Raw genomic sequence first — 26,836 nt, forward strand, 5'->3', positions numbered from 1 at the left:
ATAAAAAGGTAAAAATTCAGAATGTTAACCGCTTACAATGTAGTTTACATTAGAAGGGATCTTGGTACTATTCAACCCAGTGAGATGGTCAACACAGGGAGACGTTCTTTAAGGAGGAACAGAAGATGAGTGTACATATCCATCGGTTGCTAACGAACTACATGCACAATCCGACTGGTTTAGTTGGCAAGCAACCTGAATTGAGTTGGGTGCTGAATTCGGACCGGAGAGGAGTCGGGCAGAGTGCTTACCGAGTGCTCGTTGCGACTAGCTTAGAGGGGCTCATTCGCGATATTGGCGACGCTTGGGATTCGGGGAGAGTCGAATCCGTGCAGTCCCAACATATTCGGTATGCTGGCGCAGAGCTTTTATCTGGCCAAACCTATATATGGAAAGTGATGGTCTGGGACGAAAATGGTACCCGATCCGTCTGGAGCGAGCCGGCGAGTTGGTCGATGGGACTACTGTCTCGCAGGGAGTGGGAAGGCAAGTGGATTGGGTTGAAATCGAACCATGCCCCCACACATGCTGAGCCTAAGCCAGCCGTATACTTGCGAAGCACATTCTATACACAACGGCGCATCCTTAGAGCAACACTTCATTGTGCTGCTCTTGGCGCTTATGAGTTGTACATGAATGGTAACCGAATTGGCGGCGACCGGCTGGTGCCGGACTGGACGGAGTACAATATCCGAGTCCCTGCACAGATGTATGATGTGACTGGAGAGCTGAATGGGGGAGATAATGCCATAAGCATCCTGCTCGGTCACGGATGGTATTCGGGCTATATCGGCATGTTCGGCTATCATCGGTATGGCAAGGACCCGCGCATCCTCGTTCAGTTGAACATTGAGTACGAGGATGGGTCGCAGCAATCGATTGTCACTAATCCCTCATGGAAGGTATCATTTGGTCCGCTGCTCGCTACCGATTATCACATGGGCGAAACGTATGATGCCCGGTTGGAAATGCCGGGCTGGAAGACTTCGGGATTCGATGACAGTGGTTGGTCTATGGCGAACGTATTCTATGAGTATAAAGGTTATATCGTATCCGACAGCTGTCCCCCCGTCCAAGCCATGATGGAATTGGCGCCACAATCCATCACGCGTCACCTGAGCGGTGTCTGGCTTGTGGATATGGGGCAGAACATGGTAGGCCGAATTCGCATTCGCCTGCAAGGTGAAGCTGGAACCGTCATAACGCTTCGTCACGGTGAAGCGCTGGATGAGACGAAGGCGTTGTATACGGATAACTTGCGATTGACACGACAGACGGATATCTACACGCTGAACGGCAGCGGTGTAGAGGTATATGAGCCAAGCTTTACTCTGCACGGCTTCCGATATGTGGAGATTTCCGGATATCCCGGTGAGCTGCAAGCGTCAGATCTCACAGGTGTTGTGTACCATTCCGCGTTGGACAAAGCGGGTCAGATGGAAACGTCGAGTCCGCTTCTCAACCGGCTGTTAGACAACATCGAATGGACGCAGCGTGGGAATTTCGTAAGTGTCCCCACCGATTGTCCGCAAAGGGACGAACGTCTTGGATGGAGCGGAGACGCTCAAGTGTTTTTCCGAACATCGAGTTATTTCCAGAATGTCGCCCCGTTCTTTACCAAATGGTTGACTGATCTGTCCGATGCGCAGCGTCCTACGGGAGCCTTTACGGACTTCGCTCCATTCATTCCGGGGGGAAAGACGGAGCATGGTGGGGACATGACTTATGATCATACAGCCTCCGCAGGTTGGGGGGATGCCGGTGTCATTATTCCTTGGATGATGTACCGGGTGTATGGAGATAAGGGAATTATTGAGCGGCACTACGAGGCGATGACCAAGTGGATACGTTTTCTGGGGGACATGCATCCCGGGCATCTACGTGAAGATTTGCCGCAGTTTGGAGATTGGCTCTCCATTTCGGAGTCATCGGGATTAGGCGACTTCACGAACGTGTCGCCATTTTCCACTACGCCGTATGACGTATTCGCCACGGCCTATTATGCGTATTCCACAGGACTATTAGCTCGAATGGCGACGGTAATCGGCAAGAGTGAGGATGCTGCCCGGTATGAGCTGCTGCTAGCCGACATCAAGGCTGCTTTCAACACGGCCTACGTGGATGCAGAAGGAAAGATCAAGGGCGATACCCAGGCGGTCTACACGATGGCGCTAGCCATGGAGCTGCTTCCTGAAGGTAAGCGTTCATTCGCCGTCAGCCGCATCCTGCAATTACTCGAACAACGCGACTGGCACCTCTCCACAGGCATTCACGGAACCCGGTGGCTGCTTACGGTGTTGGTCGAGTCCGGACATGAGGATATCGCTTACCGCCTACTCACACAGACGGGCTATCCCTCCTGGTTCTATTCCGTTCTCCAAGGCGCAACTACTATCTGGGAAAGGTGGGACGGTTGGACGGAGGAGAAAGGCTTTCAGCGGCCGGGAATGAACTCCTTCAATCATTACGCGCTTGGTTCGGTTGGAGAATGGATCTACCGGTTCGTGGGCGGGATCGATCTGGACGACGAAGTGCCAGGCTACAAGCACATCCGCATTCATCCTCGGATCGGCGGCGGACTGGCCTATGTCAACTGCCGCTACGAGTCGATCCAAGGGCCGATCACTTGCAATTGGCGGCTGGAGGATAACCGACTGTTCATTGATGTGGGCATCCCTGCAGGCACGACCGCGACCGTCCGTCTTCCCGCCCGACTCAGTGAGCATGTTGAAGAGAGCGGCAGAGGGATCGAGACAGCGATAGGGGTGACAATCGAGCAACGTACCTCGGATGCTATCTACTTGTATGTAGGCTCTGGCGAGTACCAGTTTATGATCCACAAGAATTGACATATTCTTATCCTAAAAAGCTGTCAAGGATAAGTATCCTTTGACAGCTAATTCCTCAGTATACTCCCATATTCCGAGCTTCCCTTTTGCGGGTATATAGAAAATCAGCATACACATATCCACGACTTCCCGACGTTCACTCATCGAACCTCCACATATATCAGCCAATTTTCCCTCCAACGAATCTGTTTCCACTTAGCTACATTTAGAAAAGCTAACAGAAAACCTCCTAATAATGTGCGCATACCAGCGAACAAAAGAGGAGGTGTGTAGGCTAAAGCAATTTTGTAAATAGGCCAGGAAATCCCCCATACAAAAACTAAAAATGTAATAAGACCAATTGTCTTGGAGCGTGATAATTCTCTTATGATGTCCCTTAGTTCTCCTTTATTAAATATAAAACTCTAAGGTACTATCATACGCCCCTTACTTTAAGTAATCAAATAACTAATCTTTGAAATTATGTTTATCCCAATGATGGAACAGCAGAGAAAATCCTTCTTCATGTACCCATAAATCTTTATCGCGGTTTTGTACAGCCAGCTTAAAATCATCATATTTAAGGAATTTCACTTCCTGCACTTCATCATCCTGAAGTATTAATTCCTCTAAATTCAAATCCATTCTTAGAATATAGACATCATAAAAAGAATGATCAATAAAAGCTCCATCATTTGCTATTATAAGTTCCTTGAAAGTATACAAGTAACTGACATCATTAATCTGTAAAGATACATCTAATCCAAGTTCTTCGCTAAATTCTCTTATTATTGTTTGCTTATTATCCTCACCGCTCTGTATATGACCACCAAGAGATACATACCACATATCAGGATTCAAGTCCTTGTTCTTACTTCTTTTTTGTAGAAGCAGTTCATCCTTAGAATTGATTACCCATACATGAATCACTTTGTGGCAAATTCCATTTGTATGTGCTTCCTTTCTCTCAACAACATCTCCTGTTTGATTGCCATTTCTATCATATACATCAAAATACTCCATCCCAATTACCTCCGAGTGCCATAGTAGTGCATAGTAGTATCTCATCCTACATGTTAATGAGCTGTACAATTCGACATTTTCCGGAATTTCCCTTTATTCGTAAAATACATAAATCAAAATGGAGCTATTATACATACTGGGTTGCTGCGGGCTCAGGAAATATTTGAATATGAACCACTGTTGATTATGCTTCATCTGATATGTTACTATTAGGTCACAAATTAAATGTGACTATTTAGTAACATAATGAGGTGATAGGAGACAGAATAGAAAGGAGACGTGATTCACGCGCTATGAGCGATGCAGATGAACTTACCGATGTATTTAAAGCGTTGGGTCATCCGATCCGCAGAAATATGTTAGACATCTTGAAGAACGGTCCACAAACAACAGGACAATTGGTTGAACAATTCCAAACTGTGACACGTTTTGCGATTATGAAACATTTGGAAATTCTAGTGCAATCCAACTTGATACTGGTTCGGCGGCAAGGACGTTCCAGATTAAACTTCTTAAACCCGGTTCCTTTGCAACAATTGATGAATAGATGGGTCAGCCGATACGAAGCGACATTCGCTGAATCATTAATGGATTTGAAGAACTTCATCGAGAATGAGAGGGAGGAACATAACAATATGAAAGATACGCAACTTGAGCATAGTTTTTTTCAAATTGAACAGGAAGTGACGATAAAAGCTTCACGAGAGAAGGTATTCCAAGCATTAACTCAGGATATCGGCAAGTGGTGGGCGTTCCGTCTGGGTGGAGAGAGCTCGCAATTTTCTTTCGAGCCCAAAGTCAACGGACAATTTCTCGAAACATGGGGAGACCATGAAGGCGCCGTGTGGGGGACCATCTATTATATCAAGTTCCCGGAAGAGATTCGTCTACACGGTCACCTTGGTATGAGGGGCGCGGTAAACAGCTGTTACACTTACTTTTTGGAAGAACGGGAAGGTACGACGATTTTGAAACTATCGCATACGGCATCCGGTTTGATCGATCCCGATTGGAAAGAAAATCATGCACAAGGCTGGAAGCAACTGCTCGGTAATCTTTTGAAACAATATGTAGAAGGTCAAAATTAATAAGTATATTAAAGAAGGTAAGGGGATTAATAATGACCGAAGCTTTGGATAAATTTACTGAAATAGCGGATCATATGAAACACACGGATAATGTCGCCAAAGGATCTATGTTCGGCGCGAAATGCCTAAAGACTAACGGAAAAGCTTTTGCCATGCTTCATAATGAGAAGATGGTCTTCAAGATCTCTCCTTCGCTCTATGAAAGCATGTTCGTGTTGGAGGGAGTCCGTAACTTCGAACCCATGCCTGGACGTAAAATGAATGGTTGGGTTGAAGTGCCAGCGAGTCATTCGGAGAGTTGGGAAGATCTATCCTTTAAAGCGATGAATTATGTCAAAAGCCTTAACGAGCAATGATTGCAAACGTATGTTCTATAACTTATAATCGGAGTATGGGTATTATAAAAGTCAGGATTGATTTCAGTAACAAGTACGCATCGAAGCACGACACAAGCGATTTATTAACAATAATTTAGAAACAAGGGAGCTGTTAATTATGACATTACGCTTATCCCCCTATTTAATGATGGACGGAAATGCTAAGGAAGCTATTGATTTTTACGTAAAAACATTGGATGCCCAAGTTCTTTTTAGCCAAACTTTCGGAGAGATGCCGGAAAACCCTGAATTTCCTTTACCGGAAGAAGCTAAGAACCGAATTGGACATGCAATGCTTAAAGTTGGGGAAACGGATCTTATGTTTTCGGATAATTTTCCAGGCACACCATTTCAAAGTGGCAATCAAGTGACCATTTGCATTTCAACGAAAGACAAGGAAAGGTCTCAACAAATTTATGATGGCTTGCAGCAAGGCGGTATTGTTAACATGCCGATGCAAGAAACTTTTTTTAGCCCAGCGTACGCTATTGTAGTTGACAAGTTCGGTGTAACCTTCCAAATATACACAGAAGGCCAACAGCAATAAATGATCGTTACCATGCTGCTCCGTTTGGTGCTTGGCACGACGATTCAATCCCGAAATTTGCCCATACTGTGTTGCGACACCTAGTTTTAGAATAATACAAGTACAACAGTAAAGCTCTGTCGCTTAGTTATCGACAGAGCTTTTTTCTGTATGTTTACCGTTTTAGATGCCGTGCTTCTTGCTCAGCTTCACATTGTGAAGAGTAACTCAAGCGGGATTCTAATATGAGTTTCTAATTTATATCCGTCCATCCAAGCGCTTGTAGTGTCCTAATGAACACGACTGCCGCCTGTGCGCGTGTCGCTTCCCCCTTCGGACTGAATGCATCTGTACGGTTGCCAGTCATGATTTTAAGCTTGACCATCAGGCGAACGTCCTCCAAATAGGCCGCGTCCACGCTTCCAATATCCTTGTAACTGTCCAAGCTGACAAGCTCCTTTGTTATCGGCAGTTTCTCTAGAGCAAAAACTGCCGCGAGCATGCTCGCCATTTCCTCGCGGGTCAGCGGCTGATCAGGCTTGAAGCTATCGCCACTTACAAAGTTCAAGAGTCCAAGCTCCTTCGCTTTGGCTACCTCGTCGATATACCACGCGCCGGACTTTACATCGACATAGGGTGCTGAACTGACGGTTGATGTACCGCGTCCTAGCGCCCGAACTAACATGGCGGTGAATTCAGCTCTTGTTACGGCTTTGTCAGGGGCGTACTGACCGTCACCAACACCGTCAACAAGCCCTTTCGCTGAGGCAAGCTCTACAAACGATTGGCCCCAATGCATCTGTATATCGGTGAAGCTCGCCGTATTTTGCGCCACGACGTACACGCTGTTGGAATATGAACTAATCATTACAACCCACACGCCGCCGATCTGTTCCTTTGTCGCAGCGACAAATTCAAACTTTTTTGTTGTTTCGTTATACCGGAATGCTCCCCATTGCTCCGGCATGCCCGTCATGTTCTTCTGCACTGGAATCACTCTTATAAGCGGCTTGCTGAACTTGTCAGCTTTTCCGATGTTTTGTCCTGTCTTGGTGACCACGATATCCATTTGAAAGTCCACAATCGCACCCAAGCTTTTGCCATTCGGCAAGCCGCTCGCAAACGCAGCTTGAATATCCTTGTTTTTCGACTTGTCGGACAGCATGATCTTGAAGCTGATATCCTCGGCCTTGAGGTTTTTTGCAGCTAGAACGTCCACTAGTCCCGGGATGAGCGACGCTAAATTGACTGGCACCTGGTAGCTGCCGTAAGGTGCTTTAATCTCAATGATAAAGTTGACGTTCTTGTCTTCTAATCTAGTTAAACTACTTGCCGGAATGCTGACGTAGAACACGCCGTCCTTTGGTGTAGATTCAAGCGTGACGGTGGGCCTTGTGGTGTCAATCTTATCCGGGTCAAGCATTATGCCATTTTGGTCGATGACCGAATTGGTTATGATAGGCGCAACCGGAGAAGTTGAACTGTCGCCACTGTCGCCACTTATTCGGCTACTAACAAGCTGCGTCACTACAAATGTTACCGGTATCATGTTCGTGGCCGACACCGTAACCGTTACCGTATAAGTTCCGGCAGGGAGACCGTCGTTCGCTTTCACCGTAAAGGTCGTGGACGAAGTCCCGCTGTTGAGCGTTGTGGCTGCCGGCGGCGTGATCGTAAAGCTGCTCGCGTTCGTCCCGCTGAGCGCGGTCGCTAAGCTCGCCAACTCGCCTGTTCCCGTGCGCGTCACGGTAACCGTTCGAGTCTCCTGCGCAGCCGCTGCGTAGCCTTCCGTCAGCGTGTTCAGGGTCAAGTTCGGTAACGTAGCAATGGTGTACGTCGGCGGGGTATAAATAACCTGCGTCACCGTAAAGGTAACCGGCGTCATACTGGTGGCCGACACCGTTACCGTTGCTGTATACGTCCCGACGGGGAGCCCGTCATTCGCTTTCACCGTGATGACCGTGGACGGCGTCCCGCTGTTAAGTGTTGTCGCCGCTGGCTGCGTAATCGTAAAGCTGCTCGCGTTCGTCCCGCTGAGCGCGGTCGCTAAGCTCACTAAGTCGCCTGTTCCCGTGCGCGTCACGGTCACCGTTCGAGTCTCCTGCGCAGCCGCTGCGTAGCCTTCCGTCAGCGCGTTCAGCGTCAAGTTCGGTAACGTAGCAATGGTGTACGTCGGCGGGGTATAAATAACCTGCGTCACCGTAAAGGTCACCGTCGTCATGCTGGTGGCCGACACCGTCACGGTTGCCGTATATGTTCCTGCGGCGAGCCCGTCGTTCGCTCTCACCGTGAAGATCGTGGACGGCGTCCCGCTGTTAAGCGTTGTCGCGGCTGGCTGCGTGATCGTAAAGCTGCCCGCGTCCGTCCCGCTGAGCGCGGTCGCCAAGCTTGCTAAGTCGTCAGTTCCCGTGCGCGTCACGGTCATCGTTCGAGTCTCCTGCGCAGCCGCTGCGTAGCCTTCCGTCAGCGCGTTCAGCGTCAAGTTCGGTAACGTAGCAATGGTGTACGTCGGCGGTGTATAAACAACCTGCGTCACCGTAAAGGTCGCCGTCGTCATGCTGGTGGCCGACACCGTAACCGTTGCTGTATATGTCCCTGCAGGGAGCCCGACGTTCGCTATCACCGTAAAGGTCGTGGACGGTGTCCCGCTATTGAGCGTTGTCGCGGCTGGCTGCGTGATCGTAAAGCTGCCCGCGTCCGTCCCGCTGAGCGCGGTCGCCAAGCTCGCTAAGTCGCCAGTTCCCGTGCGCGTCACGGTCATCGTGCCAGTCTCCTGCGTCCCCGATGCGTAACCTTCGGTCAGCGCGTTCAGTGACAGATTCGACAACGCATTGATGGTGTACGTCGGCGGGGTATTAACAACCTGCGTCACCGTAAAGGTCACCGTCGTCATGCTGGTGGCCGACACCGTCACGGTTGCCGTATATGTTCCGGCAGGGAGACCGTCATTCGCTTTCACACTAAAGGTCGTGGACGGCGTCCCGCTGTTGAGCGTTGTCGCGGCTGGCTGCGTGATCGTAAAGCTGCCCGCGTCCGTCCCGCTGAGCGCGGTCGCCAAGCTCGCTAAGTCGCCAGTTCCTGTGCGCGTCACGGTCATCGTGCCAGTCTCCTGCATCCCCGATGCGTAACCTTCGGTCAGCGTGTTCAGTGTCTGGTTCGAAAGCGCACCAATAGTGTACGTCGGCGGGGTATAAACAACCTGCGTCACCACAAAGGTCACCGGCGTCATACTGGAGGCCGATACCGTTACGGTTGCCGTATACGTTCCGGCAGGGAGACCATCCTTCGCTTTCACCGTGAAGGTCGTGGACGGCGTCCCGCTGTTGAGCGTTGTCGCTGCTGGCTGCGTGATCGTAAAGCTGCTCGCGTTCGTCCCGCTGAGCGCGGTCGCCAAGCTCGCCAAGTTGCCTGTTCCCGTTCGCGTCACGGTCACAGTTTTCGTATCCTGCATCCCCGATGCGTAGCCTTCGGTCAGCGCGTTCAGTGTCTGGTTCGACAGCGCACTGATGGTGTATGTCGGCGTATTGACTACCTGCGTCACCATAAAGGTCACCGGCGTCATATTGGTGGCCGATACCGTTACGGTTGCCGTATACGTTCCGGCAGGGAGACCATCCTTCGCTTTCACCGTGAAGGTCGTGGACGGCGTCCCGCTGTTGAGTGTCGTAGCCGCTGGCTGCGTGATCGTAAAGCTGCTCGCGTTCGTCCCGCTGAGCGCGGTCGCCAAGCTCGCCAAGTTGCCTGTTCCCGTGCGCGTCACCGTCACCGTTTTCGTTTCTTGCGTCCCCGATGCATAACCCGCCGTCAGCGCGTTCAGCGTCTGATTGGACAATGAGCCAATGGTGTACGTCGGCGGGGGATTCACAACCTGTGTCACCGTAAAGGTCGCCGGTGTCATGCTGGCGGCCGATACCGATACGGTAGCCGTATACGTTCCGGCAGGGAGGCCGTCCTTCGCTTTCACGGTGAAGGTCGTGGACGGCGTCCCGCTGTTGAGCGTTGTCGCTGCTGGCTGCGTGATCGTAAAGCTGCTCGCGTTCGTCCCGCTGAGCGCGGTCGTCAAGCTCGCCAAGTTGCCTGTTCCCGTGCGCGTTACCGTCACCGTTTTCGTTTGCTGCGTCCCCGATGTGTAACCCGCTGGCAAGACGGTCAGTGTCTGATTCGACAACGAGCCAATGGTGTACGTCGGAGCACTGACATTCGAAATCGTGATATTGTCCAAATTCAAGTTAGATGGCGCAGGATTGCTTACGAAATCCCATGAAATCGTAATCTTAGCTACATTGTTATACGTATACGGAGCACCGCCATTTAATAAATGGCTTAGTTGGGAAGTGGTTTGATTAAGGTCCACGGTCCCCGAATTTGTCAGAGTTGCAATATCGTTGTCGTTCGAATCTTTGAAATTTACGGATAGCAAACTAAGATCGGAGGCATCACCAACGGGATCATAAGAGCTTATTCCTAGATCCTTGAATGTAAAAGATCCGGTCGTCGTTCCCTCGACTTTGATCACAAGAGTGCCGGTTGTGTTTTCAGCATTCTGCTTTTCGGACCAGAGCTGAGTTCCATCCACCCTAAACCCATTGCTAACAACGAATTTGTCGGAAAAGGTTGCAAATCCTGGGCCTCCGCTATTATCGGCCCCTACCGTACCGCCAAAGTCATAGGTTCCGTTAGTTAGACCGATAGCAGTTGCATGTACCTTGTTTGCGTGCATAAAAATAACCGCAACAAATAGAACCACAATAAAAATCAAGGGCAGTCGCTGGAATGTTTGTATTTCTTTTTGCACAAAATTTTCCTCCTTTAAACCATCCGAATTCTAGCAAAATAACAAAAAATGCGTCCTCTATCTCTGATAGTCTATACTAATATTTTACATTTGAAAAGTATTTACATTCCGGACAGTATTTAATTGTTGACGGATTCCCAATATTACACATATATTTTTAATAAGACTTATTTATCCCATGTGAGGAGGAAATTTATGGTTGAGAGTTATTTAGGCGAGATTCGAATGTTCGCAGGCAGTCGCGCTCCCCGAGGCTGGGCATTATGCGACGGTCAATTGCTGCAGATTTCAGGGAACGAGGCGCTGTATACCTTGCTCGGAACAACCTATGGCGGGGACGGGATCAGCACTTTTGGCCTGCCTGATCTTCGGGGAAGAGCGCCTGTCCATCAAAGCAGCAGCTTTGCACTGGGCCAATCGGCAGGACTTGAGGAGGTAACCTTAAAGACAAATGAATTGCCCGCTCATACCCATTACGCTCAAGTTCAAACGGCCAAGGGAGAAACGGGGAACCCGGAAAATCAATTTTGGGCTCAGTCGACAACAACTACATATACCTCTATTACAACACCGCTCTCAGCGATGAATGAGTCAGCCGTAGCAGGTAGCGGAGGCAACCTGCCCCACAATAACATGATGCCTTTCACCACGATCTCTTTTATGATCTCGACATGGGGGATTTTCCCCGTAGAATCATAGTCTGTGTAAATAAAAATCCCATTCGACATTGAGGAGGAATCAGAATGTCAGAACCCATGTTAGGAGAAATCCGGTTATTTCCGATGAAATTCGCTCCCAAAGGCTGGGCTTTATGCAACGGGCAGCACCTGGCTAGAAATCAGAATCAAGCTCTTTTTTCCTTATTAGGTACAACTTACGGTGGGGAGGGCACCACGACTTTTGCTTTGCCCGATTTGCGTGAAAGAGTACCCGTCCACCCTAACGATGCCATTCCTCTAGGGAGAGCAGGCGGTGAAAACGCTCATGCCCTGACGATTCCCGAAATGCCCAGTCATACGCATGTTGTTAGGGGGTCTTCGTCAACTGCCTTCACAGGCACGATTACTAACAACTTCTGGGCGAACGCACCCTCTATGTTCAGCAAGACAGCCGATCTGCGTATGAACCCCACTGCTATAGCCCATAGCGGAGATAGTCAACCTCACAACAATATGCAGCCCTATTTAGTCCTTAACTACTGTATTGCTTTAGTAGGGATCTACCCAGATCGACCTTAGAAGGAGGAATTTTGTTATGATCGACACATATGACGCTTACATAGGAGAAATTCGAATCTTCGCAGGAAATTACGCTCCGGACGGATGGTTGTTCTGCAACGGTCAGGAGGTGCCGATCTCCAAGTACAATAAGTTATACACTGTCATAGGGAATCAGTACGGAGGCTCGTCTCCCCAAACATTCGCTCTTCCTAATCTTAGCGGCCGAGTGCCCATCCACCAAGGGCATGGGCCTGGGTTAACTCCGCGCAGCATCAATGATAAGGGCGGGGAACCTGCGGTGGGATTGTCGGTAGAGCAGCTACCCAACCATACTCATCAGGCTAATGGTTTTGCTAAACCAGGTTCGACTACGGCTGGTTCTGGAAACATATGGGCACAGGGTCCGGAAGCGGGTCGTCCTCCTATATCGGCCCCCTTTTATTCCCAAACTTCCAATGTATCAATGAACCCGAAGGCACTCCAGCCTACAGGCGACAACCAGCCTCACAATAATATGCAGGCGTTTCTTGCTTTAAATTTCATCATTTCGGTGGAAGGCGAGTTTCCAAACGCAGACTAAACATATGAACTGGGTTTGAACACAAAAAGAGAGCTGTCCCTTAGTCGCATGCGATGACTTGGGATAGCTCTGTGTTGCTTCTAGGAGACGGTATTGTTGAAAGCTCGGGACACTATGACATCAGCTTGGACAGTCCTTTAATAAGTGCATCCGTATTCGTACCTTCAAACAGAACCGAAAAAATGGTATACCCTTCGTTGAAGGCAATCACTTGCATGGCGATCAGACGAGTATCTTTCTCTCTTGAGACCCATCCTTGCTCCTGCAACACCGTGATTAAAACCTCAATCCCGGCCACCCATTCCCGGTACTTCTCCTTAAGCTTGGCCTGAATTTCCGGTAGATGTTTCGTTTGTTGGTAGAAGTCGACCAGCACCAAGATCCAGTTATGAATCCCTTTCAACATCTGTCCAAGCCGTGTTAGCGTGATCACTAGCACTTCTTCCAGCGTCGTGTCGGCCGGGCTAAAATCTTTGGGAACGTTCGTCCAGCCGTTCGTGATTTGCAACTGGTAATCCAGGATATGCAGAAACAGTTGCTCCTTGCTCTCGAAATGACCGTAAAACGCGCCCTTCGTATGCCCGGTACGCGCCACGATATCCCCGAGCGTCGTAGCGGCGTATCCTTTTTCCGAAAAACAAGTCATGCCTGCTTCGATCAGGAGTTGATAGGTTGCTTCTCGTTTTAGTTGAAATTTATTTTTCTTCAAATTTACCGCTCCTTGCCATGAATCCGTAGGTAGTATTCGTATGCTAGAAGAAATAGCCTCTTCGATGAGAGGCTTGGCTCTATTATAGCAATAATCGTTAAATCTTACGATGTTGATTTGACAAACAAAATACACTCCAAAGGTGGCATTTCTTTTTATGGAGCCTAGGGGGATGTATGAATCTTGATTATAGGCTGACGAAGGGACTCGACGAGGACTTTTAGCGGTAGATTCAGACGCCGTGCTCGTCCACCTTCGGCTCCCTGCGCGCGGGACGCCCCCCTTTCAGGGGTTCGCTCCCCAAGTGCACATAAAGAAAAAAGCCACCCGTAGGTGGCTTTTTCTTTATGGAGCCTAGGGGGATCGAACCCCTGACCTCATCGCTGCCAGCGATGCGCTCTCCCAGCTGAGCTAAGGCCCCGCGAAGTGACTTTTTACATTATACAATGGAGGTATCGCGTTTTGCAAGAAGCTTGTTTAAAGTCAGACGATTTAGAATAATCGGATTAATATTGAGCTAACCTAATGAGCTATTGATAGTGAAATAATAAAAAGGAGCCCCCAACTTAAGGAGCTCCCAAATAATCAATTAGATCTTCATAACTCCGCCTGTGCTTGCGGAAGTAACGAGCTTGGAGTAACGGGCCAGGTAGCCAGTCTTCACCTTCGGCTCGAACGGCTTCCAGTTCGCGCGGCGACGTTCCATCTCTTCGTCGCTGATCTGCAGATCAATCTTGCGATTGACCAAGTCGAGGTCGATGATGTCGCCATCTTCGACGAATGCGATCGGGCCGCCTTCAGCGGCTTCAGGAGAGATGTGGCCGATGCTGATCCCGCGGGATGCGCCGGAGAAGCGTCCGTCAGTGATCAAGCCGACTTTGGCGCCGAGGCCCATACCGACGATCTGTGAGGTCGGAGCAAGCATCTCTGGCATTCCAGGACCGCCCTTAGGACCTTCGTAACGGATAACGACAACGTGGCCTTCCTTGACTTTGCCGTTCGCGATCCCAGACAATGCCTCTTCTTGGGATTCGAACACGATCGCAGGACCAACGTGACGACCGCCTACGGACTTGTCTACAGCACCCACTTTAATGATGGAGCCTTGAGGAGCAAGATTACCGAACAATACGGCCAATCCGCCTTGCTCGCTATGCGGGTTATCGATTGGACGAATTACATCATGGTTCAGGATATCACAGCCCGCCACATTCTCGCGAAGCGTCTTACCAGTAGCTGTGATGCAATCCCCGTTCAAGGCGCCTGGCTTCTTGAATAATTCATTAATAATAGCGGATACGCCGCCAGCATTATGCACGTCTTCGATGTGGTAATCGGAAGCCGGTGCAATCTTGGCTAAGTGAGGAACACGCGCAGCCACTTCATTGATCCGTGCAACTGGATATTCGAAGCCTGCTTCATGAGCCAAAGCCAATGTGTGAAGCACGGTGTTAGTCGATCCGCCCATTGCCATGTCGAGTGCGAATGCATTGTCGATCGCTTCAATGGTTACGATGTCGCGAGGTTTGATATCTTGTTTGATCAATTCCATCAGCTGTTTAGCAGACTTCTTCACGAAATCGCGGCGTTCTGGCGCAACTGCAAGAATTGTACCGTTCCCAGGAAGGGCAAGGCCAAGACCTTCAGCCAGACAGTTCATGGAGTTGGCGGTAAACATACCGGAACAGGAGCCGCAAGTCGGACAGCCATACTGCTCTAGCTCAAGAAGACCTTTATCATCGATTTTACCCGCTTGATAAGCGCCTACACCTTCGAATACCGAAGACAAAGAAATCGACTTGCCATTGCTATCTTTACCGGCTTTCATTGGGCCGCCGCTGACAAACACAGTTGGGATGTTCACGCGTAATGCGCCCATCATCATGCCGGGTGTAATCTTGTCACAGTTCGGGATACAGACCATGCCGTCGAACCAGTGAGCAGCAACCATTGTTTCTACGGAATCTGCAATAATCTCACGGCTTGGCAAGGAATAGCGCATTCCAATATGACCCATCGCAATACCATCATCAACACCGATCGTATTGAATTCGAATGGAACACCACCCGCTTCGCGAATCGCTTCTTTTACCAGTTTACCGAACTCTTGTAAATGAACGTGGCCCGGTACAATATCAATATAAGAATTACATACTGCGATGAATGGTTTACCGAAATCTTCTTCCTGAACACCAGCGGCACGCAGTAAGCTGCGGTGCGGTGCGCGGTCGAAGCCTTTTTTAATCATATCGGATCTCATTTTGGCCTTAGACATTTATTTTTCCTCCCTTAGATGAAAGCAACCCCATACATATACCTTTTATAGTATCGAAAATCCACCTATCTGACAAGTGAACATCTCATCCAATCTAGTAATCTTGAGGTGGTCGTTTCAAAGTTTGTATAATAGGGTAATAAGCAAAATACAGATTGGAGCATAACTTTCTTATGATAACTGGAGTTGTTTTAGCTGGAGGATTGAGCCGGAGAATGGGCGGTCAGCCCAAGGGGCTGTTAACTTTATCTGGTGAAGTGATGGTGACCAGAATCATACGCCGCATGCATCCAATTTGTAACGAACTCCTGGTAGTAGCGAACGAGCCTGGACTATATAGGGAGCATTTACCGGAAAACGTGGACATCATATCCGACCTATCCAAGGACGCAGGACCACTCGGAGGAATGGATGCCGCATTCAAGCATGCAAGTCATTCCGTGCTATGGATTACGGGCTGTGACATGCCGTTTGTATCGCACCTTGCTGCCGGATTCATGTATGACCAACTAATACAAAATAAAGAGCTTGCAGCGGCTATCCCTGAAATTGGGGGTAAGCTGCATCCCTTACATGGCATTTATAGGAAAAGCGCCGCGCTGCAGGTTGAACAGTTGTTACTCCAACAGCGTTATCGTGTAATGGGATTATTGGATCATATTCGCTGGGTGAAGGTTGAGGAACAATCATTCCTTGAAGCTAGTATTCCAACGAACTTCACTATTAATGCGAACACGCCAGCAGAATGGCAGCAAGTACAGGCCGATGAGCTCCGAATTACCTCAGAAAGCAAACGTAAGGAATAAAATGGATATTAAATCTCAGACGCAAATCTGGAAAGAGATACGAATCCTTTTGTAACATTTGATGTTGACATCTCGTCTAGCACAATAAGAATGAATCCATATCCGTTCTCTAAACCGGGAGGTATGAACAAAGATGCCGTATTACATTGGGTACAAAGGTAAAAAGCTAGGTTCCGCCTTAACCAGAGCAGAAGCTGAAGAAAAGGTGAGTGCTCTAAGCCGTTGCTTCAATCAATTGGAGATTATTAAGGAGCAGAAGGCATCAGTTTCCATTCAGATGCTCGAATTGAAGCCTAAGGACAACACGGTTGTCGCTATGCCATTTATTCATCCCACTTACGAGAATACCCTTTACTCAGAGCGAACATAAAGATTGCTACAATCACTATAGTCATAATACCAACTAGAATCCAGATGCCTACCATATGAAAATCCCTGCCTTTTCTATAACGATGTTCTTTCACTATACACGAAATCCATAATGATTAACACATGCGTAACATCATCATCGGATTAGGGGAAGAGTTGAAGAGCCAACAATTGTGGAGCTTTTGTGTTTGCATTTCATTTGTTTCACGAATGGTAAAGGAGGAGGATTCCCATGAACAAAAAAACATACTATGTATCGGTACAAGCAGGGGATATTCTGGATGACCCGCATGCGGCTGCTTTTGAATTCGAGATAGAAGCGACTGACATACAAGTGGCTCTGCTTCAAGATATGATGGATGTATGGTCCCAAGCGGATTCGCATTCAGTGAGCAGTATGTTCGGCTATATGTCCGACAAAAAGCCAGCGGAAGCGCGTGTTGAGGAGTATGATGAGGGCTTGCTCAGAATCTATCAGTTCATACATGAAGTGGGGACACCCGAGACGAAGAAGCATATTGAAAGTATGAATGTTCTGCAAGCTTGATACACTTGTGATATACGTGTGGGTAGGAAAGTAACTCGTTTACACTGTGGAGATGGGCAAAAAACCGCTTTTGCTGTTAGCAAATGCGGTTTTTTGGTTATATTAGAAAGCAAACCTTGGAGTGACAAGTTTCATATTACTACTTAGGTTCTTTGGAGATCAGTTAGCCATGATAGTATAGGTTATTTGGGCGGAAGTGAGCGCTTTTTCTGGAATAGCAAGTTTTACTTCTTGTTATTGGCTTGGTTTTGAGGAAAATCGGTCCAGAATGTGAAATTAGAGGATACTGAGATTGGCTAATTAGTGCTGGAATGATGAAAAGGCGCAAATAAACAGTAGTAAAATGGCTTATTTGTAAGCAGCATGCCACTATAATCCAACTGGCCACGATATTCAGCGGTCTCAACCGCCTAGAACCGCAAGAGTGATCTTCTCAAGCGGTTTTTTGGCTATCCCCGGGTCGTTTCTTGACGATGGGCTCAGCGGGGGCTAAACTAAACATAGGTGATAGCAAAGATCGACGATAGAAGGTGAAACAAATGGTTGGCTTACCGCTAGCAGTCAAGGTTGACATGAAAGACATGGGCGAAGCAATGTTTTTTGTGCTCGTTGTGGTGCTCACGTTCCTAATTGTCATCTTGTGGGCGAAAAGGAACAAAAAGAAGCGGATGAGAAAGTAGGCGTATACCTCTCATGTATTATGTCAATATAGAACAAATCGAGCAACGATTAGCCGTTATACCTGTTCTGATCGAGGCCTGCGGTGAAATCCAGCAGCAAGGGGCGGCAGCGGACGGAGCGAAGGGTTCCGACTCTCTTCTTCTACCGCTTATAGCCAGATTGGCACAGGAGAGAACGCTGCATCTTGCGATTGAACTTGTAACCGATGTTGGAAGCTTGCTAATTGATGGATTTCTGCTGCGGGATGCAAGCAGTTATGAGGATATTATAGAAATCTTGCGTGTAGAAGATGTATTTCCGGATGAGCAGGTTGTTCAGCTGCAGGAGCTCGTTAAGCTTCGCAGGCCGCTCGTGCAGGAGTATATGACTTGGGATGCACAAGGTTTGCACCCATTAATTCAGCAGCTATCAGGATTGCTTCCGCAATTTGAGTTGGGAGTAAGACGATTTATCGCCAAAGAATTAGGACACATTTAACACCAAATCAAGCTTATTGGTTGTCATGCATAGAGAATCGATCAAGGAGGGAGGCAGATGGATATGGACTTGGAACATGAATCCTCTACTAAAAAGACCATTTTAACGATGTTGAAGACTTCAGGCCCTCTAAGCGTCAGCGAGATGGCGAGAAGTCTCGGGGTAACTGAAATGGCTGTCAGACGCCATCTGCAGACGTTAGAGCGGGATGCCTTGATTGATTCTTTTATTGTCAGACAACCGATGGGACGCCCTACGCATAGCTACCGGTTAACAGAAGCCGCGGATTCCCTCTTTCCCAAAAATTATAACGTACTAGCGCTAGATCTATTAATGGAGCTGTCCGAGGATGAAGGGGAGGAGAAGATTGACCGTCTCTTCGAGAAACGCCGGGATAAGCTGTTGAACAAATATGCCAAATCATTAGAGGGAAAGGCTCTGGAAGACAAAGTAGCGCTGCTTGCAGACATTCAGAATGCGAATGGATATATGGTCGATTGGAAGCAGGGGACAGAGGGCCAATATATATTGCAGGAGTTCAACTGTCCCATTGCCCAGGTTGCCCGTCAATTCAACCAAGCCTGCCGTTGTGAGCTTGAGTTGTTCGAGCGATTGCTTGGGACTGAGGTGGAGCAAACGGAATGCATGGCTAAAGGCGGCGGCAAATGTGTCTACGTTATTCAATCTCAATAGTAATAGAACAACCTCCCTATTCCAGACGTAAGTCTTGGAATAGGGAGGTTCTATATGAGCCTAATTAATTACTGTCGAGCTGGGATGGTTTGTTCCGTTAGTGCTTTGGCTTTGGAAGTGATCCACGCGAAATTGCCTGCTTGGATTTCTTTCAAGTTAATCAAGGAGCCGCCGATCCCTACTGCCTGACAACCGATACGGATGAATTCTTGAATGTTATCTACGCTTACCCCGCCAACTGCGATCATTGGAATATGATTCAGCGGACCTTGGAGCTCTTTCAAGTACCCGATTCCTAAGCTTGCGCTAGGGAAGATCTTCACTGCAGTTGCTCCAGCTTTCCAGGCACGAACAATTTCTGTTGGAGTCATGGCTCCAGGATAGATCGGTACACCGACTTCAACGCAACGCTGAATGACTGCTTCATCTGTGTTAGGGGTAACGATGAACGAAGCTCCCGCTTCCAGTGCTATATTTACATCATTTACATCAAGCACGGTTCCCGCTCCGATATACATCCGGTCTCCATAAGCTTGCTGAAGCTGCCCAATCATCTCTGGTGCTCCGGGCGTATTCAAGGTGATTTCTACAACGGTAATGCCTCCTGCAAGCAATGCTTCTGCCAAAGGAAGGATATGCTGCTTCTCTACTCCTCGCACAATCGTTACGATTCTGGTGTTCTCAACCTGCTTCAAGCCTTGTTCGCGATTCATGGGTTCGTGACTCCGATCTTAGTAGAATGATCGTATTATAACATAAATGGATCGGAGCCGCCGAATGCACCCTCACATTTGTAGAAAAAGCACGGTTCCGCTTGAATGCGGGCTAGTCAAAGCATACAATGAACAAGAACAAGGTTAACCCATTATTGTGACGATAGAGGTGGAGGCCAGAGGATGAAGCTCCGACCCATATCGCTGCCTCCGAGCGGCGTATCTTTATATGAGAGCAAGCATCAGGAAGGCGATCATATCGATCCGCACCATCATTCGGTGCACCAGATGCTGTTTGCACTGGAAGGACAGGGTAAAATTACGGCAGACGGGACAACCTATGATTTTACGATGGATAATGCGGTGGTACTGACTCCTCAATCCAATCATTCTATATTTTCGGATGGCAGATTGACTCTTCTTGTGTTAGCTTTTGACAGCGGCATGCTGGATTCATCCGTACGCAGTGAGTTATTGAACGCGTCATTCCCAAAGTCTGCCTATATGCAGCTTAACGGGTTCACCGCGAGTGAGCTTCGGCAATTGCTCCGCAAAATGCTGTTCGAGCAATCTCGACCGAGCCAGCTTGGCGGCTGGGCTATGCGAATCTATTTGCTTGAGATGCTGCTCTTGCTCGCTCGATCTAAGAATCCATTACCGATCAGTGATTCCAATCAATTACGTGCCGAACGCATCCGCTCCTACATTGATATGAATTATTACGAGCCGCTGCAGGCAGGAGATCTCGGCAGCAAGCTAGGGATAAGCGCCCGGCATGTCAACCAAATTTTTAAAGACCAGTATCAGCTGACGCCTACCCAGTATTTAACCGAGGTGCGGGTTCAGGTTGCACAGAAGCTTCTTCAGGAATCGGATAAAGATATCGTTTCGATCTGTTTCGAGGTGGGTTACGAGAACCTATCGACTTTCTATCGAACATTCAAAGGTGTCGTTAATTTATCTCCCAATCTATACCGCAAACGCTACCGAGACCTGGATGGAGAGCCTACCCTTACAGATACAGATACAGATAACTAAGACCATGCTTACGGATTGACTCACCTTCATTCGTAAGTCAAGAGGAGGAACATAATGAGCGGATCAATGGAGAAAGTCAAATTAACGTCTCTGTCTTCAAAAGGCGGATGCGGTTGTAAAATAGGACCAGCCGATCTATCGCAAGTATTGCGTTCGTTGCCGCCGTCGGTGCCTAATGCCAATCTGCTGGTGGGGCTGGATACCAGCGATGACGCAGGCGTATACAAGCTAACGGACGAGCTTGCCATTGTTCAGACCGTCGATTTCTTCACACCGATTGTGGACGACCCCTATGACTTCGGACAAGTGGCGGCTGCCAATGCGCTCAGCGATGTGTATGCGATGGGCGGCAAGCCGCTTACCGTGCTTAATATTGTGGCCTTTCCTATCCACACCCTGGACAAGTCCGTGCTAGCGGACATCCTGCGCGGAGCGGGCGACAAAGTCAGAGAAGCAGGCGCCACGCTCGTCGGCGGCCATTCGATCGATGACAAGGAGCCCAAGTTCGGTCTTGCGGTGACCGGGACGGTGCATCCGGACCGTGTCCGCACCAATGCCGGGGCGCAGCCTGGCGATCAACTGATCCTGACCAAGCCGATCGGAGTTGGCATTCTGACAACGTCGATCAAGAAGGATCAGTTGAGCGCGGATGAGATCGCCCGCGTAACGGGTGTCATGACGACGCTGAACAAGACAGCGGCTGAGACGATGGAGCGCTTCGAGGTGCACGCCTGCACCGACGTGACCGGCTTTGGCCTGCTCGGACATGCGTCCGAGATGGCCAAGGGCAGCGGCGTAGGCTTGCGCATCGATGCGAAGCGCGTGCCCTTCCTGCCTCGCGTGCGCGAGCTCGCGGAGGCGGGCTTCGTGCCGGGCGGCACGAAGAGCAACTTCGCCCACCTCGAGGGCAGCGTCACGTTCGATGCATCCATTGACCATATTGGTCAATGGATGCTCTGTGACGCGGTCACCTCGGGGGGCTTGCTCATCGCGGTCGCGCCCGGGCAGGCGGCGGAGCTGTACGCCGCGCTTCGCGCTGCGGGCGTTGAAGCCGCCGCGATCGGCGAAGCCGTCGGCGAGCACGCCGGACATATTCAAGTGCGGAATGGATAGCTCTCTATTCCTAGCATCCGCGTAACAACTAGAAAGGAACTGAACTTGTCATGGTGCAAGAAATTCGCATTGAAGAGCTGCTGGAACGGCACAAAATGCAGGAGATTACATTAATAGATGTGCGCTCACAATCAGAATTTGCAGATGCAACGATCCCGGGCAGCTTGAACATTCCTCTCTTCGATGATGAGGAAAGGGCCGTGATTGGAACATTATATAAACAAGTTAGCTTCGATGCCGCTAAGGAAAAGGGACTCGAGGTCGTGTCTGCGAAGCTGCCTCAGTATATCAAGCAGTTCGCTTCTATTCCTGGTCCTAAGGCTGTGTTCTGTTGGCGCGGAGGGATGCGCAGCAAGACTACGGCAACGCTGTTGTCTCTCATGGACATCCGTGTTGCGCGGCTGCAGGGAGGCTTTCGGTCATTCCGCAAATGGGTCGTAGACTTCCTGGAGCATTATGAGCTCACAAAGCCAGCTATCGTAATTAACGGTTACACCGGATCTGGGAAGACCGAGCTGCTTCGGCAGCTTGCTCAGAAGGGGCTTCCTGTGCTTGATCTGGAGGGCATGGCCGGACACAGGGGGTCAATTTTTGGCCAAGTAGGACTGACTCCTAATAATCAGAAAACGTTCGAGGCTCTCCTCGCCCTTCGCCTTCAGGAATTAAACAATAGTCCTTATATCCTGCTGGAAGCCGAGAGTAAGCGGATTGGCAAAATCAACATTCCGGACTTCTTGATGGAAGCTAAGGCCAAGGGAGAGCAGCTGTTTGTGGACTTGCCCTTAGAAAAGCGGGTCGCTCACATCTTGGAGGAGTATAAACCAAGTCTGCATAAAGCGGCATGTATTCAAGCTTTCGATCACATTCGGAGCCGGATTCATACTCCAATCGCAGCAGAAATTCATGGACACCTGCAGGAAGAACGTTTTGCTGAAGCTGTTGCCCTGCTGCTCGCTTATTATTACGATCCCAGGTATACTCACGCAAACCTGCAATACGAGCAGAGAGTGGTATGCAGCGTAGAGACAGTAGAGGATGGAGTAGATGCTGTTCTGCAGCAAATCAATGAACGGTTCCCTAAAAGCTCAGTTAACCATGGAACGGTCCGAGCATAACGGTCCGTTCTTTTTTTTGCCAATTGTTGTGTCAAAGTGGGCGCTTCCGATCTATAATGGAAGTAAGAAATGGGCATTCGTCTAGCAGAAATTGCAGCACAACCATTGAACCCATTGCATAATGAAACCGCCGAGAAGAGGGGATCCGCGTATGATTTGGCAAATTAGTATAGCCTTTATAGCAGCAGCATTTATCGCATTGGTCTGGTTTCTTATCGCCGCTCTGCAAACAGCGCGTACATCCATGAAGCAGATGAACCAAACCTTGGAGCGCATGGAGCAGCAATTGGGTGAAATGTCCGTACAGACCGTTAAAGTCATGCAGACCGCACAGCAAGTTACGGAGGACGTTCACGAAAAAATGAAAACATTAGACGGCTTGTTCCAGTCTATTGGTCAAGTGGGCGAATCGGTACAGCAGGTAACAACCTCTGTGAAGCAAGTTTCAGCTACGGTCACACAGTCGGTGAAGCAAGCGGGTCAGGCAGTCGAAGGGCGGCAGCCGCGAATTGCTGAAGCGATCGAATGGGCGGCATGGGGGTTTCAGGTATGGCAAAAGTGGCAGCATCGAAAGCAACAAAAGGCGAACCAACCCAAACCTACGATGGAAAGGGATGATCCAAATGTCGAATCCTAATGCGGGTGGTAAAGGTAAGGAATTCTTGGTAGGAGCGGTAATTGGCAGTGTGCTTGGGGCTGTAACCGCATTATTACTGGCTCCAAAGTCCGGTAAAGATCTGAGAGCTGATTTATCGGAGCAAGTCCTTACAGTGAGTGAGAAGACACAATCAATTGCAAGTAACGTTAGCAGCAAAACACAAGAAATCGCCAAGCAAGTTTCCTTGCAGACCGGGGATTGGGTGCAAAAGGCGAAGGAAGTAGCAAGTAACGTCAGCGACGAGGTGCGCGCTTGGAAAGATGCTCGTCATGAAGTGGCAGCTACAAGCGAAGACATTATGCCGGCTGACGCTGAAGTTATGCTCCCTAAGGAAACCAGGTAGACCATCCACCTTAACCCTACTTAAATGTAATAGTTGAAAAGGTGCATCCGCCTTCTAAGCGTGCGATCGGGGGTTCGAATCCCTCCAGGGACGTCAAGCATGTGGAAAGACCGCGAGAAATCGCGGTCTTTTGTTTTGTTATAGTAATATACAATTGCGAAAATCGGCAGCTACGGTCCGCTTCCGCGGTCTTTGCTTAAGCTATTTTCTCATCTAGAGCTGCAACTTTAATATGTTCGAGGCTGAATGCTGATCCAGATACAAATACCAGTCTCCATGCGTTTTCAGTATCGACGCCGGTATTAAATTCGTAACCTCTTGCTGACGACCATATAGGACGCTGTTGTATCCAAATCGGCAAGAGGATCGTTAAATGCAATCTCCAGAGGCAGACAGAACCATTCGTGCCGGTTTGTCGGGATTATCCGAACCGGTAAGTTTCACCCAGCTGTCCCCCGAATCGTTCGATCGGTAAATGCCATCTTCGTAAGCAGCAGCATAGACGACACGGTCGAATAGAAGGGCAGTCACTCCATAATTATCCGTCAATATGCCAGGAAATGCTGATAAGCTCCAGCTCTGGCCGCCATCCTCAGATACCCACAACCCTCTGTCTCCTCTCGCCACGCAGAAAGGCAGTATATCCTCCCCTGTCCTAACCTTTAATCTAAAAATTCGGTAAGCAGCTGCTCGTAATATGCTTTGATCCATGTTGCGTCAAGACCGCTATCGTAATACTTGCTGTAATCATAATTGTCTAATGGAAGCTTTGATGCTCTCAATTTCTCGGCAAACAACTGGCAATGAGCAAACTCGGCTCTGGCAAGCAGCGATTTATCCGCCTGCAGCAGTGTCACCGTACGAACCACTCGGTAATAGAACATAATCATCGTATGGCCATAGTCGAATCTCATCTCGTCCTCAAGCAGCCTCTGAGCTACGATGGACTTCTCCGCCTTGAATAGGGCCGCATCCAGAATCGCTCTGCAAGCATGGAGTTGCTCTACGGTAGCAACCAGGCTAATTCCCGAGTTACCGTTTTCTCCGTTGGCTTCATATTTCATGTGTTCAGACGGAAACAAGTTTTCCTCACGATCTTTGATCTTTAACCAAAGGGAATGCTTCTCTCCATCGATCTCCTGATAATGCTTCAAATACTTGATATTGCTTAGTGCGACTTCTAATTTCTCATAGAAGGATTTCATCAGGCCTGCAGCTTCGCCGTAGTATTGTACAAAATACGTATCCATGATGGCTCGTGTATCAGCCTTAGCATTCCACAGGAGCGCCGCATACAGGTAGTTGTTGAGGGCGAGCATTCCCCACCTTCCGCTTGTGATATGCATATAATAGAAATGTCGGGCTCCCGTCTCGTAGTAATAAGGGATATCATTAGCAATGATGCTGCTTAAGAGAATCGGCATAGCAGCAAACGTTCTTACACCGAAATATTCACCTATAAACATTTCCCCTTGAAAATGACGGTTTGTATTCACGGTCCAGCTTTCATAATTATGAAGCAGCTGTAGGTTGGTCTCTGTGCAACCCTTATTGTTGAACGTATGGACATAGCATCTTTCGATAGGGAAAAATATAGCAAAGCAATTGTGGTAATCAAACGATTCAGGAAGGGGTCTATCAGGAGCTTCCAGCGTTTCATGATAAGCTGGGAACAGGATTCGGACATTCCTCTTGAGAATGCCCTCTGCCATCGCCTGACAGAGCTTTTGTCTCAAATGATGGACAAGCAGGATCAACCGGCTCGTATAATTGCCACTGCTGCTGCACCTATCGCAGGAACACCAATTCCCGTTATCTAGCAGCCAAAAGTTCAAGTCATCCACATGCTTCAAATCTCCATCGACAAGAGCAGTGATTATATTTTTGGCGAGCTCATCCGATGCGTCCGGATGTGTCAGGCAATGATTGTCTCCGGCGAAATACTGCTCCTTTAAGGCTTCCGGGCTGCGGTAGTAACTTCTTTCCCCGTCTACTAGTGCAAACCACTCAGGATGGGACTCCACATAAGCAAGTATCCCATCGCTGTCGGTGTCCCCTTTGTATTCCAGACTTACGGGATAGGGGTCTTGCGGCTTCCCATCTCCTCCAAACAAGGGATGCGCGTAAGGGTAAGGGCTAAGCGGGTCCAAATACTTGTAGAGGATATCGTGACCTCCGCCCGCAATACGGATTCCCCTTTTCTTCAGCGCATGTGGATTCTTAATGGTAAATAAATGGGCATAATTCATTCGATTACGTGCCATCCAATCGAATAAATCGGCATTTCGGTCGTCGATGAATTCTGAATAGCAGCCTCTTGTCCGGAAGCTTGGCCTTTCCTGACATCGAATCTCGGGGAGGCGAGAGAGGGGCTCCGGAGTAATGACACCTGTTTCACCAGGGGCGTACCAATGGAAGCCGAGCTTTTCCAGAAATGTGTAAACAGCATATAGGCTGCCGATGCTGCCTACCCCGGATAATACCCAATACAATTCTTCATTCGATTGCAGGGTTTCGATCAGAAAGGCTTCGCCGTTCTCATCGTTCAGCTCGTGACCGTGCACCAAACCTTCCGCTTCGAAAGCCCTTATATAAGGATTGGAGAGCAGTGTTCCGATGAAAATGCTATTGCTTCTATCTTTTCCATGGGCCCATTCATGCTCAGTGTTCTCTAACCGAACAACGGTATGATCACCTAATAGCGTCTGTAGATGTTTTTGAAGCTCTACGGCAGCAAAACATTCGGTGCAATACACAGCTCGCTCGTCGGTATCATCCCACCAATCCACTTGCTGCTCCGAATAGGCTGCTTCCAGGGTGCTGTCAAAGGGCCCTTTGTTCACATATATGGTGAGGTTCATT

26 protein-coding genes and 2 tRNA genes are annotated in these 26,836 nt (G+C 48.8%); 18 read left to right on the forward strand and 10 right to left on the reverse strand.

The genetic code is table 11. The features are described 5' to 3' along the window. Positions 1–125: 125 nt before the first annotated feature. Complete coding sequence (locus tag AC58QD_RS18020) at positions 126–2,849, forward strand: alpha-L-rhamnosidase (protein ID WP_497335724.1); 2,724 nt, start codon at positions 126–128, stop codon at positions 2,847–2,849. A 12-nt stretch (positions 2,850–2,861) separates the two neighbouring features. Here the strand turns inward: AC58QD_RS18020 and AC58QD_RS18025 are convergent, their stop codons facing one another. From AC58QD_RS18025 to AC58QD_RS18035, 3 genes are read right to left on the reverse strand one after another with little or no spacing between them, the layout of a single operon-like run. Then, positions 2,862–2,993 (reverse strand): hypothetical protein, encoded by a 132-nt coding sequence (locus AC58QD_RS18025; protein ID WP_497335726.1) that lies wholly within the window; start codon positions 2,991–2,993, stop codon positions 2,862–2,864. Next, positions 2,990–3,247, reverse strand: coding sequence for an EamA family transporter (locus AC58QD_RS18030; protein ID WP_497335886.1), 258 nt, complete (start codon positions 3,245–3,247; stop codon positions 2,990–2,992). Before AC58QD_RS18030 ends, AC58QD_RS18025 begins: the two co-directional genes overlap by 4 nt. Positions 3,248–3,296: 49 nt before the next feature. Beyond that, entirely contained in the window at positions 3,297–3,851 is a 555-nt protein-coding gene (locus tag AC58QD_RS18035) for an NUDIX hydrolase (RefSeq protein WP_497335728.1), read from the reverse strand. 293 nt (positions 3,852–4,144) lie between these two features. On the opposite strand from AC58QD_RS18035, the gene AC58QD_RS18040 reads away from it, so the two are divergent. The 3 genes from AC58QD_RS18040 (at position 4,145) to AC58QD_RS18050 (ending at position 5,863) form a co-directional block, all read left to right on the forward strand. After that, on the forward strand, positions 4,145–4,939 hold the full coding sequence (locus AC58QD_RS18040; protein WP_497335730.1) for an SRPBCC domain-containing protein: 795 nt from the start codon (positions 4,145–4,147) through the stop codon (positions 4,937–4,939). Between the two features lie 32 nt (positions 4,940–4,971). Next, positions 4,972–5,295: a TfoX/Sxy family protein gene (locus AC58QD_RS18045; RefSeq protein ID WP_497335732.1), complete on the forward strand. Its 324-nt coding sequence runs from the start codon at positions 4,972–4,974 to the stop codon at positions 5,293–5,295. 139 nt (positions 5,296–5,434) lie between these two features. After that, complete coding sequence (locus tag AC58QD_RS18050) at positions 5,435–5,863, forward strand: VOC family protein (protein WP_497335734.1); 429 nt, start codon at positions 5,435–5,437, stop codon at positions 5,861–5,863. A gap of 232 nt (positions 5,864–6,095) precedes the next feature. Here the strand turns inward: AC58QD_RS18050 and AC58QD_RS18055 are convergent, their stop codons facing one another. Further along, the gene (locus AC58QD_RS18055) at positions 6,096–10,637 is read right to left on the reverse strand and encodes an S-layer homology domain-containing protein (protein ID WP_497335736.1); all 4,542 of its coding nucleotides are present in this window, start codon (positions 10,635–10,637) and stop codon (positions 6,096–6,098) included. Positions 10,638–10,832: 195 nt separating this feature from the next. On the opposite strand from AC58QD_RS18055, the gene AC58QD_RS18060 reads away from it, so the two are divergent. Genes AC58QD_RS18060 through AC58QD_RS18070 form a run of 3 tightly spaced genes read left to right on the forward strand, consistent with a single transcriptional unit; the run spans position 10,833 to position 12,437 of the window. Next, complete coding sequence (locus tag AC58QD_RS18060) at positions 10,833–11,336, forward strand: phage tail protein (protein WP_497335738.1); 504 nt, start codon at positions 10,833–10,835, stop codon at positions 11,334–11,336. Between the two features lie 44 nt (positions 11,337–11,380). Beyond that, positions 11,381–11,875 carry a phage tail protein gene (locus AC58QD_RS18065; RefSeq protein WP_497335740.1) on the forward strand — a complete coding sequence of 165 codons (495 nt, stop codon included), beginning with the start codon at positions 11,381–11,383 and terminating at the stop codon, positions 11,873–11,875. 16 nt (positions 11,876–11,891) lie between these two features. Beyond that, positions 11,892–12,437 carry a phage tail protein gene (locus AC58QD_RS18070; protein ID WP_497335742.1) on the forward strand — a complete coding sequence of 182 codons (546 nt, stop codon included), beginning with the start codon at positions 11,892–11,894 and terminating at the stop codon, positions 12,435–12,437. Positions 12,438–12,549: 112 nt separating this feature from the next. Here AC58QD_RS18070 and AC58QD_RS18075 read toward each other — a convergent pair whose 3' ends face one another. The 3 genes from AC58QD_RS18075 to ilvD all read right to left on the reverse strand — a co-directional run bounded on the left by AC58QD_RS18075 (position 12,550) and on the right by ilvD (position 15,421). Continuing rightward, entirely contained in the window at positions 12,550–13,146 is a 597-nt protein-coding gene (locus AC58QD_RS18075; RefSeq protein ID WP_497335744.1) for a TetR/AcrR family transcriptional regulator, read from the reverse strand. 348 nt (positions 13,147–13,494) lie between these two features. Next, positions 13,495–13,567 (reverse strand) — tRNA-Ala (locus AC58QD_RS18080). Positions 13,568–13,735: 168 nt separating this feature from the next. Beyond that, positions 13,736–15,421: a dihydroxy-acid dehydratase gene (gene ilvD / locus AC58QD_RS18085; protein WP_497335746.1), complete on the reverse strand. Its 1,686-nt coding sequence runs from the start codon at positions 15,419–15,421 to the stop codon at positions 13,736–13,738. A 173-nt stretch (positions 15,422–15,594) separates the two neighbouring features. On the opposite strand from ilvD, the gene mobA reads away from it, so the two are divergent. The 5 genes from mobA (at position 15,595) to AC58QD_RS18110 (ending at position 18,994) form a co-directional block, all read left to right on the forward strand. Continuing rightward, positions 15,595–16,227, forward strand: a complete 633-nt coding sequence (gene mobA, locus AC58QD_RS18090) for a molybdenum cofactor guanylyltransferase (RefSeq protein WP_497335748.1) — start codon at positions 15,595–15,597, stop codon at positions 16,225–16,227. 133 nt (positions 16,228–16,360) lie between these two features. Next, positions 16,361–16,597 carry a hypothetical protein gene (locus AC58QD_RS18095; RefSeq protein ID WP_497335750.1) on the forward strand — a complete coding sequence of 79 codons (237 nt, stop codon included), beginning with the start codon at positions 16,361–16,363 and terminating at the stop codon, positions 16,595–16,597. Between the two features lie 231 nt (positions 16,598–16,828). Next, the gene (locus AC58QD_RS18100; protein ID WP_497335752.1) at positions 16,829–17,143 is read left to right on the forward strand and encodes a hypothetical protein; all 315 of its coding nucleotides are present in this window, start codon (positions 16,829–16,831) and stop codon (positions 17,141–17,143) included. Positions 17,144–17,836: 693 nt separating this feature from the next. Beyond that, on the forward strand, positions 17,837–18,301 hold the full coding sequence (locus tag AC58QD_RS18105) for a DUF86 domain-containing protein (protein WP_497335754.1): 465 nt from the start codon (positions 17,837–17,839) through the stop codon (positions 18,299–18,301). Between the two features lie 63 nt (positions 18,302–18,364). Beyond that, a complete protein-coding gene (locus tag AC58QD_RS18110) occupies positions 18,365–18,994 on the forward strand; it encodes a helix-turn-helix transcriptional regulator (protein ID WP_497335888.1) in 630 nt (209 codons plus the stop codon). Between the two features lie 68 nt (positions 18,995–19,062). Here the strand turns inward: AC58QD_RS18110 and AC58QD_RS18115 are convergent, their stop codons facing one another. Next, positions 19,063–19,707: a bifunctional 4-hydroxy-2-oxoglutarate aldolase/2-dehydro-3-deoxy-phosphogluconate aldolase gene (locus tag AC58QD_RS18115; protein ID WP_497335756.1), complete on the reverse strand. Its 645-nt coding sequence runs from the start codon at positions 19,705–19,707 to the stop codon at positions 19,063–19,065. A gap of 183 nt (positions 19,708–19,890) precedes the next feature. Here AC58QD_RS18115 and AC58QD_RS18120 point away from each other — a divergent pair, with 183 nt between their 5' ends. From AC58QD_RS18120 to AC58QD_RS18145, 6 genes are all read left to right on the forward strand, one after another. Beyond that, a complete protein-coding gene (locus AC58QD_RS18120; RefSeq protein WP_497335758.1) occupies positions 19,891–20,745 on the forward strand; it encodes a helix-turn-helix domain-containing protein in 855 nt (284 codons plus the stop codon). 66 nt (positions 20,746–20,811) lie between these two features. Then, entirely contained in the window at positions 20,812–21,858 is a 1,047-nt protein-coding gene (selD, locus tag AC58QD_RS18125) for a selenide, water dikinase SelD (protein ID WP_497335890.1), read from the forward strand. Between the two features lie 50 nt (positions 21,859–21,908). Next, entirely contained in the window at positions 21,909–22,973 is a 1,065-nt protein-coding gene (gene mnmH, locus AC58QD_RS18130; protein ID WP_497335760.1) for a tRNA 2-selenouridine(34) synthase MnmH, read from the forward strand. A 151-nt stretch (positions 22,974–23,124) separates the two neighbouring features. After that, positions 23,125–23,610, forward strand: coding sequence for a DUF948 domain-containing protein (locus tag AC58QD_RS18135; protein ID WP_497335762.1), 486 nt, complete (start codon positions 23,125–23,127; stop codon positions 23,608–23,610). Beyond that, positions 23,597–23,974, forward strand: coding sequence for a YtxH domain-containing protein (locus AC58QD_RS18140; protein WP_497335764.1), 378 nt, complete (start codon positions 23,597–23,599; stop codon positions 23,972–23,974). The genes AC58QD_RS18135 and AC58QD_RS18140 overlap by 14 nt, the downstream gene beginning before the upstream one ends. Positions 23,975–23,986: 12 nt before the next feature. Continuing rightward, positions 23,987–24,064, forward strand: a tRNA-Arg gene (locus AC58QD_RS18145). 279 nt (positions 24,065–24,343) lie between these two features. On the opposite strand, the gene AC58QD_RS18150 is transcribed toward AC58QD_RS18145, so the two are convergent. Further along, positions 24,344–24,580, reverse strand: a complete 237-nt coding sequence (locus AC58QD_RS18150) for a WD40/YVTN/BNR-like repeat-containing protein (RefSeq protein WP_497335766.1) — start codon at positions 24,578–24,580, stop codon at positions 24,344–24,346. A 56-nt stretch (positions 24,581–24,636) separates the two neighbouring features. Further along, positions 24,637–26,835: a DUF4838 domain-containing protein gene (locus AC58QD_RS18155; RefSeq protein ID WP_497335768.1), complete on the reverse strand. Its 2,199-nt coding sequence runs from the start codon at positions 26,833–26,835 to the stop codon at positions 24,637–24,639. Position 26,836: the final 1 nt, after the last annotated feature.

Source organism: Paenibacillus sp. J2R1T-4 (assembly GCF_059692235.1).

What these genes read in the sequence shown, in the direction of transcription:
- AC58QD_RS18020 (WP_497335724.1), top strand. Translation starts at nt 126, where the DNA reads ATGAGTGTACATATCCATCGGTTGCTAACGAACTACATGCACAATCCG.
- AC58QD_RS18025 (WP_497335726.1), bottom strand. Translation starts at nt 2,993, where the DNA reads ATGAGTGAACGTCGGGAAGTCGTGGATATGTGTATGCTGATTTTCTAT.
- AC58QD_RS18035 (WP_497335728.1), bottom strand. Translation starts at nt 3,851, where the DNA reads ATGGAGTATTTTGATGTATATGATAGAAATGGCAATCAAACAGGAGAT.
- AC58QD_RS18040 (WP_497335730.1), top strand. Translation starts at nt 4,145, where the DNA reads ATGAGCGATGCAGATGAACTTACCGATGTATTTAAAGCGTTGGGTCAT.
- AC58QD_RS18045 (WP_497335732.1), top strand. Translation starts at nt 4,972, where the DNA reads ATGACCGAAGCTTTGGATAAATTTACTGAAATAGCGGATCATATGAAA.
- AC58QD_RS18050 (WP_497335734.1), top strand. Translation starts at nt 5,435, where the DNA reads ATGACATTACGCTTATCCCCCTATTTAATGATGGACGGAAATGCTAAG.
- AC58QD_RS18060 (WP_497335738.1), top strand. Translation starts at nt 10,833, where the DNA reads ATGGTTGAGAGTTATTTAGGCGAGATTCGAATGTTCGCAGGCAGTCGC.
- AC58QD_RS18065 (WP_497335740.1), top strand. Translation starts at nt 11,381, where the DNA reads ATGTCAGAACCCATGTTAGGAGAAATCCGGTTATTTCCGATGAAATTC.
- AC58QD_RS18070 (WP_497335742.1), top strand. Translation starts at nt 11,892, where the DNA reads ATGATCGACACATATGACGCTTACATAGGAGAAATTCGAATCTTCGCA.
- ilvD (WP_497335746.1), bottom strand. Translation starts at nt 15,421, where the DNA reads ATGTCTAAGGCCAAAATGAGATCCGATATGATTAAAAAAGGCTTCGAC.
- mobA (WP_497335748.1), top strand. Translation starts at nt 15,595, where the DNA reads ATGATAACTGGAGTTGTTTTAGCTGGAGGATTGAGCCGGAGAATGGGC.
- AC58QD_RS18095 (WP_497335750.1), top strand. Translation starts at nt 16,361, where the DNA reads ATGCCGTATTACATTGGGTACAAAGGTAAAAAGCTAGGTTCCGCCTTA.
- AC58QD_RS18100 (WP_497335752.1), top strand. Translation starts at nt 16,829, where the DNA reads ATGAACAAAAAAACATACTATGTATCGGTACAAGCAGGGGATATTCTG.
- AC58QD_RS18105 (WP_497335754.1), top strand. Translation starts at nt 17,837, where the DNA reads ATGTATTATGTCAATATAGAACAAATCGAGCAACGATTAGCCGTTATA.
- AC58QD_RS18110 (WP_497335888.1), top strand. Translation starts at nt 18,365, where the DNA reads ATGGACTTGGAACATGAATCCTCTACTAAAAAGACCATTTTAACGATG.
- AC58QD_RS18115 (WP_497335756.1), bottom strand. Translation starts at nt 19,707, where the DNA reads ATGAATCGCGAACAAGGCTTGAAGCAGGTTGAGAACACCAGAATCGTA.
- AC58QD_RS18120 (WP_497335758.1), top strand. Translation starts at nt 19,891, where the DNA reads ATGAAGCTCCGACCCATATCGCTGCCTCCGAGCGGCGTATCTTTATAT.
- selD (WP_497335890.1), top strand. Translation starts at nt 20,812, where the DNA reads ATGGAGAAAGTCAAATTAACGTCTCTGTCTTCAAAAGGCGGATGCGGT.
- mnmH (WP_497335760.1), top strand. Translation starts at nt 21,909, where the DNA reads ATGGTGCAAGAAATTCGCATTGAAGAGCTGCTGGAACGGCACAAAATG.
- AC58QD_RS18135 (WP_497335762.1), top strand. Translation starts at nt 23,125, where the DNA reads ATGATTTGGCAAATTAGTATAGCCTTTATAGCAGCAGCATTTATCGCA.
- AC58QD_RS18140 (WP_497335764.1), top strand. Translation starts at nt 23,597, where the DNA reads ATGTCGAATCCTAATGCGGGTGGTAAAGGTAAGGAATTCTTGGTAGGA.
- AC58QD_RS18155 (WP_497335768.1), bottom strand. Translation starts at nt 26,835, where the DNA reads ATGAACCTCACCATATATGTGAACAAAGGGCCCTTTGACAGCACCCTG.